Source organism: Paraburkholderia sp. DD10 (assembly GCF_049177125.1).
In the GTDB taxonomy this organism is placed as follows: Bacteria; Pseudomonadota; Gammaproteobacteria; order Burkholderiales; family Burkholderiaceae; genus Paraburkholderia; species Paraburkholderia terricola.
In genome coordinates this window covers 860,004-876,340 of sequence record NZ_CP185393.1, presented here as the reverse complement: position 1 = coordinate 876,340, position 16,337 = coordinate 860,004, and the positions used below count along the sequence as shown (strand labels likewise).

General features: G+C 63.2%; 17 protein-coding genes. 4 read left to right on the top strand and 13 right to left on the bottom strand.

The genetic code is table 11. The annotated features are described in order from the left end of the window. Positions 1 to 44: 44 nt before the first annotated feature. From ACOCG7_RS19420 to ACOCG7_RS19385, 8 genes are all read right to left on the bottom strand, one after another. On the bottom strand, positions 45 to 1,055 hold the full coding sequence (locus tag ACOCG7_RS19420; RefSeq protein WP_073426819.1) for an inorganic phosphate transporter: 1,011 nt from the start codon (positions 1,053 to 1,055) through the stop codon (positions 45 to 47). Further along, positions 1,055 to 1,681, bottom strand: a complete 627-nt coding sequence (locus ACOCG7_RS19415) for a DUF47 domain-containing protein (protein WP_073426820.1) — start codon at positions 1,679 to 1,681, stop codon at positions 1,055 to 1,057. Before ACOCG7_RS19415 ends, ACOCG7_RS19420 begins: the two co-directional genes overlap by 1 nt. Before the next feature lie 130 nt (positions 1,682 to 1,811). Further along, the gene (locus ACOCG7_RS19410) at positions 1,812 to 3,197 is read right to left on the bottom strand and encodes a replicative DNA helicase (RefSeq protein ID WP_073426821.1); all 1,386 of its coding nucleotides are present in this window, start codon (positions 3,195 to 3,197) and stop codon (positions 1,812 to 1,814) included. 157 nt (positions 3,198 to 3,354) lie between these two features. After that, positions 3,355 to 3,807: a 50S ribosomal protein L9 gene (rplI, locus tag ACOCG7_RS19405; protein WP_073426822.1), complete on the bottom strand. Its 453-nt coding sequence runs from the start codon at positions 3,805 to 3,807 to the stop codon at positions 3,355 to 3,357. Positions 3,808 to 3,834: 27 nt separating this feature from the next. Further along, on the bottom strand, positions 3,835 to 4,110 hold the full coding sequence (gene rpsR, locus ACOCG7_RS19400) for a 30S ribosomal protein S18 (protein ID WP_073426823.1): 276 nt from the start codon (positions 4,108 to 4,110) through the stop codon (positions 3,835 to 3,837). Positions 4,111 to 4,112: 2 nt separating this feature from the next. Continuing rightward, complete coding sequence (priB, locus tag ACOCG7_RS19395; RefSeq protein ID WP_073426824.1) at positions 4,113 to 4,412, bottom strand: primosomal replication protein N; 300 nt, start codon at positions 4,410 to 4,412, stop codon at positions 4,113 to 4,115. A gap of 50 nt (positions 4,413 to 4,462) precedes the next feature. Beyond that, a complete protein-coding gene (rpsF, locus tag ACOCG7_RS19390) occupies positions 4,463 to 4,837 on the bottom strand; it encodes a 30S ribosomal protein S6 (RefSeq protein ID WP_073426825.1) in 375 nt (124 codons plus the stop codon). A gap of 180 nt (positions 4,838 to 5,017) precedes the next feature. Further along, positions 5,018 to 5,932, bottom strand: a complete 915-nt coding sequence (locus ACOCG7_RS19385) for a LysR family transcriptional regulator (protein WP_244744211.1) — start codon at positions 5,930 to 5,932, stop codon at positions 5,018 to 5,020. A 184-nt stretch (positions 5,933 to 6,116) separates the two neighbouring features. Between ACOCG7_RS19385 and gcl the strand changes: the two genes are divergently transcribed. The 4 genes from gcl (at position 6,117) to lysM (ending at position 10,822) form a co-directional block, all read left to right on the top strand. After that, positions 6,117 to 7,892 (top strand): glyoxylate carboligase, encoded by a 1,776-nt coding sequence (gcl, locus tag ACOCG7_RS19380; protein ID WP_244744213.1) that lies wholly within the window; start codon positions 6,117 to 6,119, stop codon positions 7,890 to 7,892. Positions 7,893 to 7,998: 106 nt separating this feature from the next. Further along, positions 7,999 to 8,808 carry a hydroxypyruvate isomerase gene (gene hyi, locus ACOCG7_RS19375; RefSeq protein ID WP_244744214.1) on the top strand — a complete coding sequence of 270 codons (810 nt, stop codon included), beginning with the start codon at positions 7,999 to 8,001 and terminating at the stop codon, positions 8,806 to 8,808. A gap of 72 nt (positions 8,809 to 8,880) precedes the next feature. Beyond that, a complete protein-coding gene (locus tag ACOCG7_RS19370) occupies positions 8,881 to 9,789 on the top strand; it encodes a 2-hydroxy-3-oxopropionate reductase (protein WP_073426829.1) in 909 nt (302 codons plus the stop codon). A gap of 544 nt (positions 9,790 to 10,333) precedes the next feature. Then, on the top strand, positions 10,334 to 10,822 hold the full coding sequence (gene lysM, locus ACOCG7_RS19365) for a peptidoglycan-binding protein LysM (RefSeq protein WP_073426830.1): 489 nt from the start codon (positions 10,334 to 10,336) through the stop codon (positions 10,820 to 10,822). 145 nt (positions 10,823 to 10,967) lie between these two features. Here the strand turns inward: lysM and ACOCG7_RS19360 are convergent, their stop codons facing one another. The 5 genes from ACOCG7_RS19360 to cysT form a co-directional block, all read right to left on the bottom strand. Further along, a complete protein-coding gene (locus ACOCG7_RS19360) occupies positions 10,968 to 12,011 on the bottom strand; it encodes an asparaginase (protein ID WP_073426943.1) in 1,044 nt (347 codons plus the stop codon). 156 nt (positions 12,012 to 12,167) lie between these two features. Next, the gene (locus ACOCG7_RS19355; protein WP_073426831.1) at positions 12,168 to 13,094 is read right to left on the bottom strand and encodes a CysB family HTH-type transcriptional regulator; all 927 of its coding nucleotides are present in this window, start codon (positions 13,092 to 13,094) and stop codon (positions 12,168 to 12,170) included. 94 nt (positions 13,095 to 13,188) lie between these two features. Beyond that, complete coding sequence (locus ACOCG7_RS19350) at positions 13,189 to 14,247, bottom strand: sulfate/molybdate ABC transporter ATP-binding protein (RefSeq protein ID WP_073426832.1); 1,059 nt, start codon at positions 14,245 to 14,247, stop codon at positions 13,189 to 13,191. Continuing rightward, complete coding sequence (cysW, locus tag ACOCG7_RS19345) at positions 14,247 to 15,350, bottom strand: sulfate ABC transporter permease subunit CysW (RefSeq protein WP_244744215.1); 1,104 nt, start codon at positions 15,348 to 15,350, stop codon at positions 14,247 to 14,249. The genes ACOCG7_RS19350 and cysW overlap by 1 nt, the downstream gene beginning before the upstream one ends. After that, positions 15,347 to 16,243 carry a sulfate ABC transporter permease subunit CysT gene (cysT, locus tag ACOCG7_RS19340; protein WP_073426833.1) on the bottom strand — a complete coding sequence of 299 codons (897 nt, stop codon included), beginning with the start codon at positions 16,241 to 16,243 and terminating at the stop codon, positions 15,347 to 15,349. The genes cysW and cysT overlap by 4 nt, the downstream gene beginning before the upstream one ends. Positions 16,244 to 16,337: the final 94 nt, after the last annotated feature.

Here is a 16,337-nt window from a genome sequence, read left to right as displayed (position 1 = left end):
CGCTGTATGTGAATTGCGCGGAAGGCGGCGAGACCGCCCCGCGCTTACAGAAAGTGGTGGCCGAGCCACCAGCCGGCTGCGGCAAGGGCAGCGGAAGCCGGAATCGTCAAGATCCACGCCCAGACGATGTTGCCGGCCACGCCCCAACGCACCGCGCTCAGCTTCTGCGTGGCGCCGACACCGACGATCGCGCCGGTGATCGTATGCGTGGTGGACACCGGAATGCCGAGTGCCGAGGCGGTAAACAGCGTGATCGCCCCACCCGCCTCCGCGCAAAACCCGCCGACCGGCTTGAGCTTGGTGATCTTCTGGCCCATTGTGCGGACGATCCGCCAGCCGCCGAACAGCGTGCCGAGGCCCATCGACAGATAACAGCCGCCGATCACCCATAGCGGCGGCGCTTCCGCGATCGACGACGCATAGCCGGTTGCAATCAGCAGCATCCAGATGATGCCGATGGTTTTCTGCGCGTCGTTGCCGCCGTGGCCGAGGCTGTATAAGCCCGCGGACAGCAGTTGCAGACGCCTGAAACGCCGGTCGACCTTGCTCGGCGGCGTGCGGAAATACAGCCACGACACCGCCAGCATGAAGAACGATCCCAGCACGAAACCGAGCAGCGGCGAGATAAAGATGAAAGTCACCGTCTTCATCAGGCCGTCGAAATTGAGCGAGTCCCAGCCCGACTTGGCGAGCGCCGCGCCCACCAGCCCGCCGATCAGCGCATGCGAGGAACTCGACGGAATGCCGTAATGCCAGGTGATGACGTTCCAGCCGATCGCGCCGACCAGCGCGCCGAAAATCACGTAATGGTCGACGATATTCGGATCGATCGTGCCCTTGCCGACGGTCGCCGCCACTTTGAGATGGAACACGAAATACGCGACGACGTTGAATGCCGCCGCGAAGGCCACCGCCTGCTGCGGCTTCAGCACGCCGGTGGAGACGACCGTGGCGATCGAATTCGCCGCGTCGTGAAAGCCGTTCATGAAGTCGAAAATCAGTGCGACGGCGACCAGGCCGGCGACGACCCAGATAGCGAGTTGTATCGATTGCATTATGCGTTTTCCAGCACGATGCCTTCGATGATGTTCGCTACGTCCTCACACTTGTCCGTGATCGTTTCGAGCAATTCGTAAATCGCTTTCAGCTTGATCAGGGTCTTGACGTTGTCTTCTTCGCGGAAGAGTTTCGACATGGCCGAGCGCAGCACGCGGTCGGCTTCCGATTCCAGACGGTCGATTTCCTCGCACGCCTTCAGGATCTGGCTCGCCTGCTTCATGTCCGACAGCAGGCTGACGGCGAACTGCACGCGCTCGGAGGTCGCCGTGCAAATGTGCGCCAGCTGGCTCGCTTCCGAGGTCACCGCCTGCACGTCGTACAGCGAAATGGCGGTGGCGACGTCCTCCATCAGATCGAGGATGTCGTCCATCGTGGTGATCAGCTTGTGGATCTCGTCGCGGTCGAGCGGCGTGATGAAGGTCTTGTGCAGCAGGTCGATGGTTTCGTGCGTGAGCTTGTCGGCAGCCTTCTCGGCTTTCTGCACGTTTTGCTTATGGGTTTCGGCGTCTTGCAGATTGTCGATCAGCAGCTCGAGTTCGTGGCTCGCCGAGACGATGCACTTTGCGTGCGCATTGAAAATTTCAAAGAACTTGCCCTCGGTGGGCATGAATCGACCGAACATTGGGATCCCGGAAATTGGTCACGTAATGGCTGACATAAAACCGCCATATTGTACCGTTCCGGGGTGGATGCCGCACTTGTGAAAGCGCCGTTACAACAGGCGCGTGAGTTGTCGCTTTACTTCCTGGGCGTCACTCGCCGTAGAAATTTTGCGCACCCGCAAAGTTATCGAACTTCGTATATTGGCCGTGGAACGTGAGGCGCACCGGACCGATCGGACCGTTCCGCTGCTTGCCGATGATGATCTCGGCCGTGCCTTTGTCGGGACTGTCGGGGTTGTAAACCTCGTCCCGGTAAATGAACAGGATCACGTCCGCGTCCTGCTCGATAGCGCCGGATTCGCGCAGGTCCGACATGATCGGCCGCTTGTTCGGGCGCTGCTCGAGACCGCGGTTGAGCTGCGACAGTGCGATCACGGGCACGTCGAGTTCCTTGGCGAGACTCTTGAGCGAACGCGAGATTTCGGAAATCTCGGTCGCGCGGTTTTCGCCGGTCGAAGAGCCGCTCATCAGTTGCAAATAGTCGATGATGATCAGGCCGAGTTTGCCGCATTGGCGCGACAGCCGGCGCGCGCGCGAACGCAGTTCCATCGGGTTCAGGCCGCCGGTTTCGTCGATGAAAATCTGCGCCTCGCTCATTTTCTGCACGGCGTGCGTGAGCTTCGGCCAATCCTCGTCGGTCAGGCGCCCGGTTCGCATGCGGTGCTGATCCAGCCGGCCGACCGAACCCAGCATCCGCATGGTGAGTTGCGAGCCCGGCATTTCCATCGAGAACACCGCGACCGGCAAGCCGTATTCGACCGCCACGTATTCGCCGATATTCATCGAAAACGCCGTTTTACCCATCGACGGACGACCCGCGACGATGATCAGCTCACCGCCGTGCATGCCCGAGGTCATGCGGTCCAGGTCGACGAAGCCGGTTGGCGTGCCGGTCACGTCGCTCGGATTGGCGGTGTGATAGAGCGTGTCGATCCGCTCGACCACCTGCGTCAGCAGCGGCCCGATTTCGAGGAAACCCTGCGTGCCGCGCGCGCCGTCCTCGGCGATCGAAAACACCTTCGATTCGGCCTCGTCCAGCAATTGCCGGACTTCCTTACCCTGGGGGTTGAATGCGTCGGCCGAGATTTCGTCGGCCACCGATACGAGCCGGCGCAGCACGGCGCGATCGCGCACGATTTCCGCGTAACGGCGAATATTGGCCGCGCTCGGCGTGTTCTGCGCCAACGCGTTCAGGTACGCGAGACCGCCGACCTCCTCGGCTTTACCCGCGGTGCCGAGCGCTTCATAGACGGTAATCACGTCGGCCGGCCGCGTCGCTGCGATCAGCTTGCCGATGTGCTCGAAAATGAGGCGGTGGTCGTAGCGGTAAAAATCACTCTGCGACAAGAAATCGGCGATGCGGTCCCAAGCCGCGTTGTCGAGCAGCAGGCCGCCCAGCACCGATTGCTCGGCCTCGATCGAATGCGGCGGGACTTTCAGCGACTCGAGTTGGGGATCTTTGGACGGTGCGTTCATGGAGAGGAATTATCGGGTAAATGCGTGCCGAGGGAAATCTAAAAACCGATACTTCGAGACATCGAAAACGGGCATAAAAAAGGCAGGGGCCGGTCACCCGGCCCCTGCCTCCTATCCCATTTGCCAGCACAACGTCCTGGCAGATGTCAGACGATGCTTAGACGTGCTCGCCCAGAACCGACACCGTCACATCGACGACAACGTCGGTGTGCAGCGAGATCTGGACCGGATGGTCGCCGACCATCTTCAGCGGGCCTTCCGGCAGACGCACTTGCGCCTTTTCCACCGCGAAGCCTTGCTTGCCGAGCGCCTCGGCGATGTCCGCGTTCGTCACCGAGCCGAACAGACGGCCGTCCACGCCGGCTTTCTGGCCGATCTGGATCGTCGAGCCTGCCAGCTTTTCGCCTTGAGCCTGAGCGGCAGCCAGCTTTTCAGCGGCGGTCTTTTCGAGTTCGGCGCGGCGCACTTCGAATTCGGCCAAAGCTTCCTTCGTTGCACGGCGAGCTTGCTTGTTCGGGATCAGGAAGTTACGTGCGTAACCGTCCTTGACCTTCACGATATCGCCCAGGTTGCCCAGATTGACGACTTTTTCCAGAAGAATGATTTGCATGCGGATGCTCCTTATCGCGTCGTCGGGTTAGGCCTTGTGCTGGTCGGTGTACGGCACCAGCGCGAGAAAACGTGCGCGCTTGATTGCCGTGTCCAGCTGGCGTTGATAGTGCGACTTCGTACCCGTGAGACGCGCCGGCGTGATCTTGCCGTTTTCGCCGATGAAGTCCTTCAGCGTTTCGAGGTCCTTGTAGTCGATGTGATCGACACCGGCTGCCGTGAAACGGCAGAACTTCTTGCGCTTGAAGAGCGGATTTTGTTGCTGACGACGTTTGTCGAATTTCTTACCAGTCGGGCGGGCCATGTTCAGTCCTTTCCAATGTCCTGCAATGCTGTGATGTGAAATACCAGAGTTCTTGCGTTGCGGTGCTTTTTCGCCAGAAAGCCTGTGAAGAGCGTTTCCACGCCCATCTGGCAGCTTTCCAGCTTACCGCTCGCCTCACCCGCGGCTACCGCCTGCATGGTCAGTTCGACTTGCCGGGTGATGCCGGCTTCGACGACTTCCGCGCGGTGGTGCAACGTGCAGCCTGCAATCGGAACGCCGGCGGGGGTGTACCGCACCGGTTCGCGTTCGACGACGCTGGCCGTGAGTTGCAGCCGGTTCATGAGCCCTTTGACGAGAGCGACGCTTGTTCTGGTAGCTTAAATAGTGTGTCTTAAGCCTGCGCTTCGGACGGTTGCGTGGCAGCCGACTTCTTGGCTTCTTCGCGCTGCACTTCCTTCATCATCGGCGACGGGCCGGTTTCGGCCTTCTTCATCTTGACGATCAGGTGACGCAGAACGGCGTCGTTGAACTTGAATGCGTGCTCCAGCTCGTCGAGCGTGGTTTGGTCGCATTCGATGTTCATGCAGACGTAGTGAGCCTTCGCGAGTTTCTCGATCATGTAGGCCAGTTGGCGACGGCCCCAGTCTTCGATACGGTGGATCTGGCCACCGTGCGAGGTGATCGTGGTCTTGTAGCGCTCGATCATGGCGGGCACTTGCTCGCTCTGATCGGGGTGCACGATAAAGACGATTTCATAATGACGCATACACACTCCTGTGGACTTGTGGATTAAAGCCACCCGGGCGTCGGAACCGGTGTGGCAAGTGAGAAGCCGAAGAGTGTAACCCGAATGGGGCCGGGCTGCAAGATATCCCGTTATTGCGGCGCGCGAATCAGGTGTGTTTTCAACGGTTTAGCGCCGCAAACCCGAGGCTGGAGCCATCCGTCAATAGGCCGGACGGTTCCAGTAATCCTCGCTCGCGTACACCTCTTTCAGATAATCGATGAAATAGCGCACCCTCGCCGGCACGTAACGCTGCTGCGGATACACCGCGAGGATGTCGTAGTCGGGCAGCGCGAATTCGTCCAGCACGGTTTCCAGTTCGCCGCGCGCGAGTTGCTGCTGGATCTCCCATGTCGAGCGCCAGCCGAGCCCGAGCCCTTCCGAGACCCAGCGATGCAGCAGCTCGCCGTCGTTGCAGTCGAGCGAGCCGCCTACCCGCACGGTCACCAGCTTGCCGTTGCGGCGAAAATACCAGCCGCGGTTCTGTCCCCCTTGCAGATTGAAGGCGAGGCAATTGTGGCGCGGCAGATCCTCGAGCGTTTTCGGCTTGCCGTGCTGGCGGAAATATTCCGGCGTGCCGCACACCACGCGCCGGTTCGACGCCAGCTTCACCGCGACGAAGTTCGGATCCACCGCCCCGCCGATCCGGATCGACAGGTCGTAGCCCTCGCGCACCAGATCCACGACGCGGTCGGTCAGATTGAACGACACCTGCAATTCCGGCTTGTCGGCGATAAAGGCCGGGGCGAGCGGCGCGACGTGCTTGCGCCCGAACGCGGCCGGCGCCGACACGATCAGATGGCCGTTCACCGCGCGCCGTCCGGCGCTCAACTCGTTTTCCGCCTGGTCCCATTCGGTGAGAAGGCCGCGGCAGCGCTCCAGAAACGCGGCGCCTTCCTCGCTGACCACCAGACGGCGCGTCGAGCGGTACATCAGCTTCACGCCGAGGCGCTTTTCCAGCGCATCGATCCGGCGGCCGAGAATCACCGGCGACACGCCCTCTTCCAGCGCGGCGGCGGCCAGGCTACCCGCATCCGCCACGCGCACGAAGGTTTCGATCTGCTTGAAGCGGTCCATGTCTGTCTCCTGCCGGCCTCGCGCCATTCCATACTTTTTGTTTCGAAATAAGCGACCCGAACTGATCTTATCAAACCTTTAGGTCAGGCCTAAAGTGCATTCGACAACGCTTGATTCGCAAATTCGTTGCAGCTTCATCCGCGGATTGCGCCCGCCACAGACCACAGACATTCAGGAGACATTCATGGCCAAGATGAGAGCCGTCGACGCAGCCGTGCTGGTGCTCGAAAAAGAAGGCATCGACACCGCATTCGGCGTTCCGGGCGCTGCGATCAACCCGTTCTACTCGGCCATGCGCAAGGCAGGCAATATCAGCCACGTGCTGGCGCGTCACGTCGAAGGCGCGTCGCACATGGCCGAGGGCTATACGCGCGCCCAGCCCGGCAACATCGGCGTGTGCATCGGCACGTCGGGCCCCGCCGGCACCGACATGATCACCGGTTTGTACTCCGCTCAGGCCGACTCCATTCCTATCCTGGCCATCACCGGCCAGGCGCCGCGCGCGCGTCTGTACAAGGAAGATTTTCAGGCCGTCGACATCGAATCGATCGCCAAGCCCGTCACCAAATGGGCCGTCACCGTGCGCGAGCCGGCGCTGGTGCCGCGCGTGTTCCAGCAGGCGTTTCACCTGATGCGCTCGGGCCGTCCCGGCCCGGTGCTGGTCGATCTGCCGATCGACGTGCAGCTCGCCGAAATCGAATTCGACATCGACACCTACGAGCCGCTGCCCGTCTACAAGCCCAAGGCGACGCGCAAGCAGATCGAAGCCGCCCTCACCTTGCTGAACGACTCGGACAAGCCGCTGATCGTCTCGGGCGGCGGCGTGCTGAACGCGGCCGCCGAGGATCTGCTGGTCAAGTTCGCCGAAACCATCGGCGTGCCGGTGATCCCCACGCTGATGTCGTGGGGCGCGATACCCGACGATCATCCGCTGATGGCCGGCATGGTCGGCCTGCAAACCTCGCACCGCTACGGCAACGCGACCATGCTCGCCTCCGACTTCGTGCTCGGCATCGGCAACCGCTGGGCGAATCGTCACACCGGCAGCATCGAGGTCTATACGAAAGGCCGCAAGTTCGTGCACGTGGACATCGAGCCGACGCAGATCGGGCGCGTATTCGGCCCGGACCTCGGCATCGTGTCGGACGCGAAGGCCGCGCTCGAACTGTTCGTCGAAGTCGCGAAGGAATGGAAGGCGGCCGGCAAACTGAAGGACCGCGGCGCGTGGGTTGCCGATTGCCAGCAACGCAAGCGCACGATGCATCGCAAGACACACTTCGACAACGTGCCGATGAAACCGCAGCGCGTGTACGAAGAGATGAACCAGGTGTTCGGCCGCGACACCTGCTACGTGAGCACGATCGGATTGTCGCAGATTGCGGGCGCGCAATTCCTGCACGTCTACAAGGCGCGCAACTGGATCAACTGCGGCCAGGCCGGCCCGCTCGGCTGGACGATTCCGGCCGCGCTCGGCGTGCGCGCGGCGGACCCGCAACGTCCGATCGTCGCGCTCTCGGGCGACTACGACTTCCAGTTCATGATCGAGGAACTGGCCGCCGGCGCGCAATTCAATCTGCCCTATGTACACGTGGTGGTGAACAACTCCTACCTCGGCCTGATCCGCCAGGCGCAGCGCGCGTTCGACATGGATTTCTGCGTGCAGCTCGGTTTCGAGAACATCAATTCGCCGGAGACCAACGGCTACGGCGTGGACCACGTCGCGGTGGCCGAAGGCCTGGGTTGCAAGGCGATCCGCGTGTTCAAGCCTGAAGAACTGAAGCCTGCCTTGCAAAGGGCCCAGGCGATGCTCTCCGAGTTCAACGTGCCGGTGATCGTCGAAGTGATTCTGGAACGCGTGACCAACATTTCGATGGGCACCGAGATCGACGCGATCAACGAGTTCGAGGAACTGGCCGCGACGCGCGAGGACGCACCGACCGCGATCAGCATCGCCGACTGAGTTTCCCGACTTTGCATCACATGAGGGCTTTCGCAGCGTAGCGACCCGACGCTGTGAAAGCGCCTCACGAAGTCATTCCACTGACCGACCAGCGAGACCCCGCATCATGCCGAAATTCGCAGCGAATCTAACCATGCTCTTCAACGAAGTCCCGTTCCTCGACCGCTTCGCGGCCGCCGCGGACGCGGGCTTTGACGCCGTCGAATTCCTGTTCCCCTATCCGTATCAGATCGCTGAGCTGAGCGAACGTCTACAGCAGAACAGCCTGAAACTCGTCTTGCACAACCTGCCCGCGGGCAACTGGGAAGCCGGCGAACGCGGCATTGCGTGTCTGCCGGATCGCGTGAGCGAGTTCCAGGAAGGCGTCGGCCGCGCGATCGAATACGCACGAGCCTTGAAGGTGCCGCGACTGAACTGCCTCGTCGGCATTCCGAGCGCCGGCGTGGATGCGGACAAGGCGCGCTCGACCATCGTCGAGAACCTGCGCTTTGCCGCGGGTGAATTGAAGAAGGCCGGCATCAGGCTGCTGGTCGAGCCGTGCAATTCCTACGACATCCCCGGCTTCGCGTTGAACCGTTCGGCCGAAGGCCTCGATGTGATCCACGCCGTGGCTTCGGACAATCTGTTCCTGCAATACGACATCTATCACATGCAACGGATGGAAGGCGAACTCGCGGCGACGATCACGAAGAACCTGGCGCGCATCGCGCACATCCAGCTCGCCGACAACCCGGGGCGCAACGAACCGGGCACCGGCGAAATCAACTACCCGTTCCTGTTCGATCTGCTCGATTCGCTCGGCTACGACGGCTACGTCGGTTGCGAGTACAAGCCGCGCACCACCACGACGGCCGGCCTCGGCTGGTTGCGCAGCATGGCCGGGCAGGCGCGCGGCGCGGCCCACGCCGCTGTCTGATCGAACGATCAGGCGCGTCGCGCCCGGAAGGAAGTCCCTCGGGCGCCCCAACAACACTGGAGATTCAGACACATGGCAAAGATCGGTTTCATCGGCCTCGGCATCATGGGCGCGCACATGGCGCGCAACCTCATCAAGGGCGGTCATTCGCTGTTCGTGAACGGCGCGTACCCGGTGCCGGAAGATCTGGGCAAAACGACCACCGTGGTCGCCGATTCGACCGCTGTCGCGCAAGCCGCCGACATCGTCATCATCATGGTGCCGGACACGCCTGACGTCGCCAACGTGCTATTCGCCGACGACGGCGTCGCCGCCGGTCTCACGAAGGGCAAGCTGGTGATCGACATGAGTTCGATCTCCCCGCTCGATACGCAGGCATTCGCGAAGAAGATCAATGCGCTCGGCGTCGATTACCTCGACGCGCCGGTGTCCGGCGGCGAAGTCGGCGCGCGCGAAGCAACGCTGACGATCATGGTCGGCGGTCCGGAACAAGCGTTCGCGCAGGCCAAGCCCTTGTTCGAACTGATGGGCAAGAACATTTCGCTGATCGGCGAGAACGGCGCGGGTCAAACCTGCAAGGTCGCCAATCAGATCATCGTCGCGCTGAACATCGAAGCGGTGGCCGAAGCGCTGCTGTTCGCATCGCGCTCGGGCGCCGATCCCGAACGCGTGCGCAAGGCGTTGATGGGCGGCTTCGCTTCGTCGCGCATTCTCGAAGTGCATGGCGAGCGCATGACCAAACGCACGTTCAATCCCGGCTTTCGTATCGAACTGCATCAGAAGGACTTGAACCTCGCGCTCGACGGCGCGCGCAAGCTCGGCATCGCCTTGCCGCATACGGCGAGCGCGCAGCAACTCTTCAGCGTGTGCGCGGCGAACGGCGGCAAGGCATGGGATCACTCGGCGATGGTGCGCGCTCTGGAAATCATGGCGAACTACGAAGTCGCGCAAGCGCCGGATAGCGCGGCGAAGGCTGCTTGAGTCGTCATGCGGGTTGCCTTGACCGCGGCTTCGTCGGCTCGGTCTTCGTCGTCACGGCAATCGCAGGTGGGGCGTCCGTTGCGTCGCGCGACATGCGCGGCGCAGCGGACAAAGCGTGTCGCTCTGGGCTGAGAGCGGCACAGTGGGGTCCGCAGCGGCACCCGGCGGCGCCGGGGAAGCCTTGGTCGGTCAGACGTCGTCGTCGGGTGTCCGGCTGTCGGATCATCGTCATGCTTTTTCCGCCAATGTCTCGCGGCGGGGTGCATCATGCACGCCGCTTGCTGCACCTCCGCTTGCGCGTTCGCTTGGGCATTCGCTTGCACGCTTGCTTGCATTTGCTTGCAACTGCAAGCACCCCGGCGCACCTTTTTTGACACATCGCTTCGCGCTTTTCTCCTACACTCCTTGAGTCCGCCTGCTTGCGTTTCAGGCATCCCGTGCCGCTCTTCGCAGCGCGCGTCTTTCGCTTCATTCGCCCGATTCGCAACCAGTGCACAACCCGTGCGCAAAGTATTCTTGCGCCGCCACGTTAGGAGTGTGATCCATGGGTATTCTCAGTTTCATCAAGGAAGCCGGCGAAAAACTGTTCGGCGCCGCCTCGACCTCGGCACAAGCCGCGCCTGCCGCGCCCGACCTTGCCGCGTTGAATAAAACAGCGGGCGACGCGATCGCCGCATATATCCGCACCCAGGGTCTGGACGCCACCAATCTGCAAGTCGCATACGACGGCACGAGCCACACCGTCACCGTGTCCGGCGAGGCGGCCGATCAGCCGACCAAGGACAAGATTCTCGTCGCGGCCGGCAACGTGCAGAACGTCGACAAGGTGGACGATCAACTGACCGTCACCACGCCCGCGGCTGCGCCCACTCAGTTTCATACCGTCGTGCCCGGCGACAATCTGTGGAAGATCGCGGAGAAGTACTACGGCAGCGGCGCGAAGAACGACGTGATCTTCCAGGCCAACACGCCGATGCTGAAGAGCCCGGACAAGATTTATCCGGGTCAGGTATTGGTGATTCCGCCGCAGTAACCCGCGGTTGCGGTAAGCATTGCAGCAAGCGGTAATAACAGCGGTAAAAGCAGCGGTAAAAACGAAAAACGCGGCGCTCGAGTCATCAACTCGAGCGCCGCGTTTTCATTGCGCGATCATGCGTGTGGCCGTGACCGTTACCGCATCAATACGTATCGAAGACCTTTTGCAGCGCAACCGGCCCCGTGCCACCCGCGGCCAATGCCAGCATCAGCAGCACACGGGCCTTGTACGGATTCAGCGAGCCCGCGCTGACGAAACCAAGCGCGTCATCGGCGGCGGCGCCGTTGCGCATCACGTGCCCCGAACCCACGCGCGAGGAGCGCACCACCGCGACGCCTTGCGAGACCGCATCGGCCAACGCCTGTTGCAGCGACGCGTGGATCGAGCCGTTGCCCGTGCCGGCCACCACGATGCCGCGCACGCCGGCGGCAACGAGCGCATCCACGGCAATCCGTGAGACGCCGGCATAGCTCGCGACGACCTCCACATGCGGCCACTTCGCGCCGATCACGAACTCGGTCGCGAGCGTATGCGGACGCACCACGCCGCGCTGGAATTCGACCCGCCCGTCCTGCACCCAGCCGAGCGCGCCGATCTCCGGCGAGTGGAATGCGTCGACGGCATACGTGCTCGTCTTCACCACGTCGCGCGCGCTGTGAATCTTGTTGTTGAAGGCCACCAGCACACCCTGCCCGCGCGAGCCCGCGTGCGCCGCGACCGTCACGGCGTTCAGCAGATTCAGCGGACCATCGGCGGAGAGCGCGGACGCCGGACGCATCGCCGCGCTCAGCACGACCGGCTTGTCCGACTTGACGGTCAGATGCAGCAGATAGGCGGTTTCCTCGAGTGTGTCGGTGCCGTGCGTGACGACTACGCCGTCGATGTCGTCTTCGGCGAGGAGCGCGTTGATGCGTTGCGCGAGCGTGGTCCAGAGCGGCAGCGCCATGTCCTTGCTGTCGATGCTGGCAATCTGCTCGGGCGCGATGCGCGCCACCGTGGACAAAGCCGGCACCGCCGCCAGCAATTGATCGACGCCGACCACGCCCGCCTGGTAGCCGGAGGTGTTGGCGGCGTCCGCCGCGGTCCCGGCGATCGTGCCGCCGGTGGCGAGCACGGCGATGCGCGGCAGCGTCGGTGTGACGCCCTGGTTTGAAGGCGTCGCGGAAGAGGAAGTCGGAGTATTCATGGCGCCGATTGTAAGCGATGCGCCGCGCGCCGCGATGCGTGAAAAAACGGATGGCCGTTCGTTTTGGATTAGCGATGCTGGGCGCCAACGCTCGCGCATCGCCCGCGAACGATTCAGCGCCACTTCGCGCCGGACCTCAAGGATCCGGCGCCAACCTCACACCGCCTCGCGCAATTGCGCGGCGATCTCCGCTTCGTTCAACTGCGGCGCGAACATCTCGATCAGCCGATACGCATACGCGCGCAGGAACGCGCCCTTGCGCAGACCGACCCGCGTCGTGCTCGCCTCGAACAGATGCTGCGTATCCAGCGCCACCAGTTCGGTATCGCGCCTGGGATCGTAGGCCATCGCCGCCACCACGCCGATGCCCATGCCGAGTTCGACGTAGGTCTTGATCACGTCCGCGTCGATCGCGGTCAGCACGACGTCGGGCAACGCGCCTGCCTTGGCGAACGCCTGGTCGATGTGCGAGCGGCCCGTGAAGTCCTGGTCATACGTGACGATCGGGAATTCGGCGATTTCGTCGAGCGTCAGATTTTCACGGCCCACGAGCGGATGATCCTTCGGCACGACCACCACGTGATGCCACGAGTAGCACGGAAACGTGACGATGTCCGGAAAGCGGTCGAGCGCCTCGGTCGAGATGCCGATATCCGCCTCGCCGTTGATGATCATCTGCGCGATCTGCTGCGGGCTGCCCTGGCGCAGCGCCAGGTGCACTTTCGGGAACACCTCGGTGAATTGACGGATCACCTTCGGCAACGCATAGCGCGCCTGCGTGTGCGTGGTCGCCACCACCAGGTGGCCGCTGTCCTGATCGGCGAACTGGCGCGCGACGCGGCGCAGATTCTCCGCGTCGAGCAACATCCGCTCGATCAGTTGATGCACAGCCTTGCCCGGCTCCGTGAGCCCCGTCAGACGCTTGCCGCGCCGAATGAAAATGTCGACGCCGAGTTCGTCCTCGAGATCCTTGATCTGTTTCGATACGCCCGACTGCGACGTGTACAACACGTTCGCCACCTCGGTCAGATTCATGTTCTGGCGCACGGCCTCGCGCACGAAGCGCAATTGCTGGAAGTTCATCTGTATGTCTCCGGTTCAGCCAGAGTGAGTTATTTGAGTTCGATCGAAACGCCGGGGGTCGTTGCCCGCTTCACTGCGGGCTTCACGACGTCATTCATTGCGCCGGAAACACGCGCAATGCGCGCGGCACGGCGGTCACGCCATCGCCGACCGCCAGTTGCAGATCGCGCCACGCTTCGCGATCGAGTTCGGCTTCGAGCAGGTTGCCTTCGCGGCCCGCGAGTTCGACCCGCACCGAGCCGCCCAGCGTCACCACGCGCCGCACGTCGACGACGATGCCTTCGCGATGACCGGCCGCCTGCGGGTACAACTGCAGATCGTGCGGACGCACATAAGCGAAGGCCGGCCCGCTGAATCCCGCGGTGATCGCGACCGGCAGCGCCGCGCCGTCGACCACGAAGCCGCTCGAATCGACGTTGCCGTGCAGGCGGTTCGCCGCGCCGAGAAACTCGTAGACGAACGAGGTTTGCGGATGGTCGTACACGTCCTGCGGACTGCCCACCTGCTCCACGTGCCCGCGATTGAGCACGACGATGCGGTCGGCCACTTCGAGCGCCTCTTCCTGATCGTGCGTGACGAAGATCGTCGAGATATGCAGATCGTCATGCAGACGCCGCAGCCAGCTACGCAATTCCTTGCGCACCTTCGCGTCGAGCGCGCCGAACGGTTCGTCCAGCAGCAGCACCTTCGGCTCGACGGCCAACGCGCGCGCCAGCGCGATCCGCTGCCGCTGGCCGCCCGACAGCTCCGACGGATACCGTTGCGCGAGCCAGTCGAGTTGCACGAGCTTCAGCAGTTCGTGCACCTTCTCGCGAATCACCGCTTCCGAGGGACGCTCCTTGCGCGGTTTCACACGCAGACCGAACGCGACGTTCTCGAACACCGTCATGTGACGGAACAGCGCGTAATGCTGGAATACGAAGCCGACTTCGCGTTCGCGCGCGCCGACCGTCGCGACGTCCTGGCCTTGCAGCACGACCTGGCCGCCGTCCGCGTATTCGAGCCCGGCGATCACCCGCAACAAGGTCGTCTTGCCGCAACCCGAGGGCCCGAGCAGCGCAACCAGTTCGCCCGGCGGGAAATCGAGCGAGACGTTATCGAGCGCGACGAAATCGCCGAAGCGCTTCTGCAGGTTACGAACGGTGATACCCATTACAGCTCTCCTTGCTTGAGCGGGTGTGGCTGCGATGCATTGACGGATTGCGAGGTGGTCTGTGAAGCGGTCCGCGAGCCAGGCTCAGAACCAGGCTGCGAACCAGGCTGTGAACCAGGCTGTGAAGCCGGCGCCGGCGTGACGGGCCCGGCATACGCGGGCACGTCGCGCGCCGCCGACAGTTCCGCCGACATATGCCGCTCGGCGAGCAGCTTGAGCGCCAGCGTGACGAGCGCGAGCAACGCGAGCACCGACGCCACCGCGAACGCCGCCGAGAAGTTGTACTCGTTGTAGAGAATTTCGACGTGCAGCGGCATCGTGTCGGTCTGGCCGCGAATATGGCCCGACACCACCGACACCGCGCCGAACTCGCCCATCGCCCGCGCGTTGCACAGGATCACGCCGTACAGCAGGCCCCACTTGACGTTCGGCAGCGTGACGCGGCGGAAAATCTGCCAGCCCGAGGCGCCGAGCACGTGAGCGGCTTCTTCCTCGTCGTTGCCTTGCGCCTGCATCAGCGGAATCAGTTCGCGCGCGACGAACGGGAACGTGACGAAGATCGTCGCCAGCACGATGCCCGGCACCGCGAAGATGATCTGCACGTCATGGGCTTGCAGCCACGGGCCGAACCAGCCTTGCGCGCCGAACAGCAGCACGTAGATCAAGCCCGAGATCACCGGCGAAACCGAGAACGGCAGATCGATCAGCGTGGTCAACAGCGCCTTGCCGCGGAATTCGAACTTGGCGATGCACCAGGAAGCCGCGAGACCGAACACGAGGTTCAGCGGCACGGCAATCGCCGCGGTGATCACGGTGAGCTTGATCGCCGACAGCGCATCGGGATCGGCGAGCGATTCCAGATAGAAGCCGAGCCCCTTGTTCAACGCCTGATAGAACACGGCGACGAGCGGCACGACGAGAAACAGCGCGAGAAACAGCAACGCGACCCCGGTCAGGATCCAGCGCACCACCGGCGGTTCGGTCACCGGATCGGGCCGGCGCGCGACGTTGAGCGGCGCGCGCGGCGCGACGGCGACGGCGGCCCGATCCGTCCCATCCGCGCGATTCACACGATGCGCGCCGTCGGCGGAATGGCGGCTCATCGCACACCTCCGCCGATCGCCGCGACGCTTGCCGGGGCCGGCGCCGGGCCCGCGCCGCCGCGCCCGGTGCGGCGCTGCAAGTACCACTGCAAGGTATTGATGAACAGCAGCATCAGGAAGGACACGACCAGCATCACCACGGCCAATGCCGTGGCGCCCGCGTAGTCGTATTGCTCGAGCTTGGTGATGATCAGCAGCGAGGTGATTTCAGACTTCATCGGCACATTGCCGGCGATGAAAATCACCGAGCCGTATTCGCCGAGCGCGCGCGCGAACGCCAGCGCGAAGCCCGTCAGCAGGGCCGGAAACACCGACGGCAACACCACGCGGCGAAACGTCAGCCAGCGCGACGCACCGAGGCACGCGGCCGCCTCCTCCTGTTCGCGCTCGAACTCCTCGAGCACTGGCTGCACGGTCCGCACGACGAACGGCAAGCCGATGAACGTCAGCGCAACCAGCACACCCGCCGGCGTGAATGCGATCTTGATGCCGAGCGGTTCGAGAAACTGCCCGATCCAGCCGTTGCCCGCGTACACGGCCGCGAGCGAAATGCCGGCCACGGAGGTCGGCAAAGCGAACGGCAGATCGACCACCGCATCGACGATGCGCTTGAACGGAAACGTGTAGCGCACCAGCACCCACGCCACCAGAAAGCCGAACACCGCGTTGATCAGCGCGCCGCCCAACGCCGAGAAGAACGTCAGGCGATACGACGCGAGCACGCGCGGCGAACTCACCGCGCGCACGAACTGCGCCCAGTCGAGCGTCGCGGTCTTGAGGAAGGTTGCGGCAAGCGGAATCAGCACCACGAGGCTCAGATAAGCCACCGTGATGCCGAGTGTCAGGCCAAAACCGGGCAAGGCGCTCGGTTTTCGGAAGGTCAACGTCGTCATGCTCAATGCTCTTTCAGGGTTCACGCCTGCGTGTTCTGGCCGCCGGGCCCTGGCTGGCCAAAGCGCGCCACTGGGGCGCGCCCGGATTGGACGC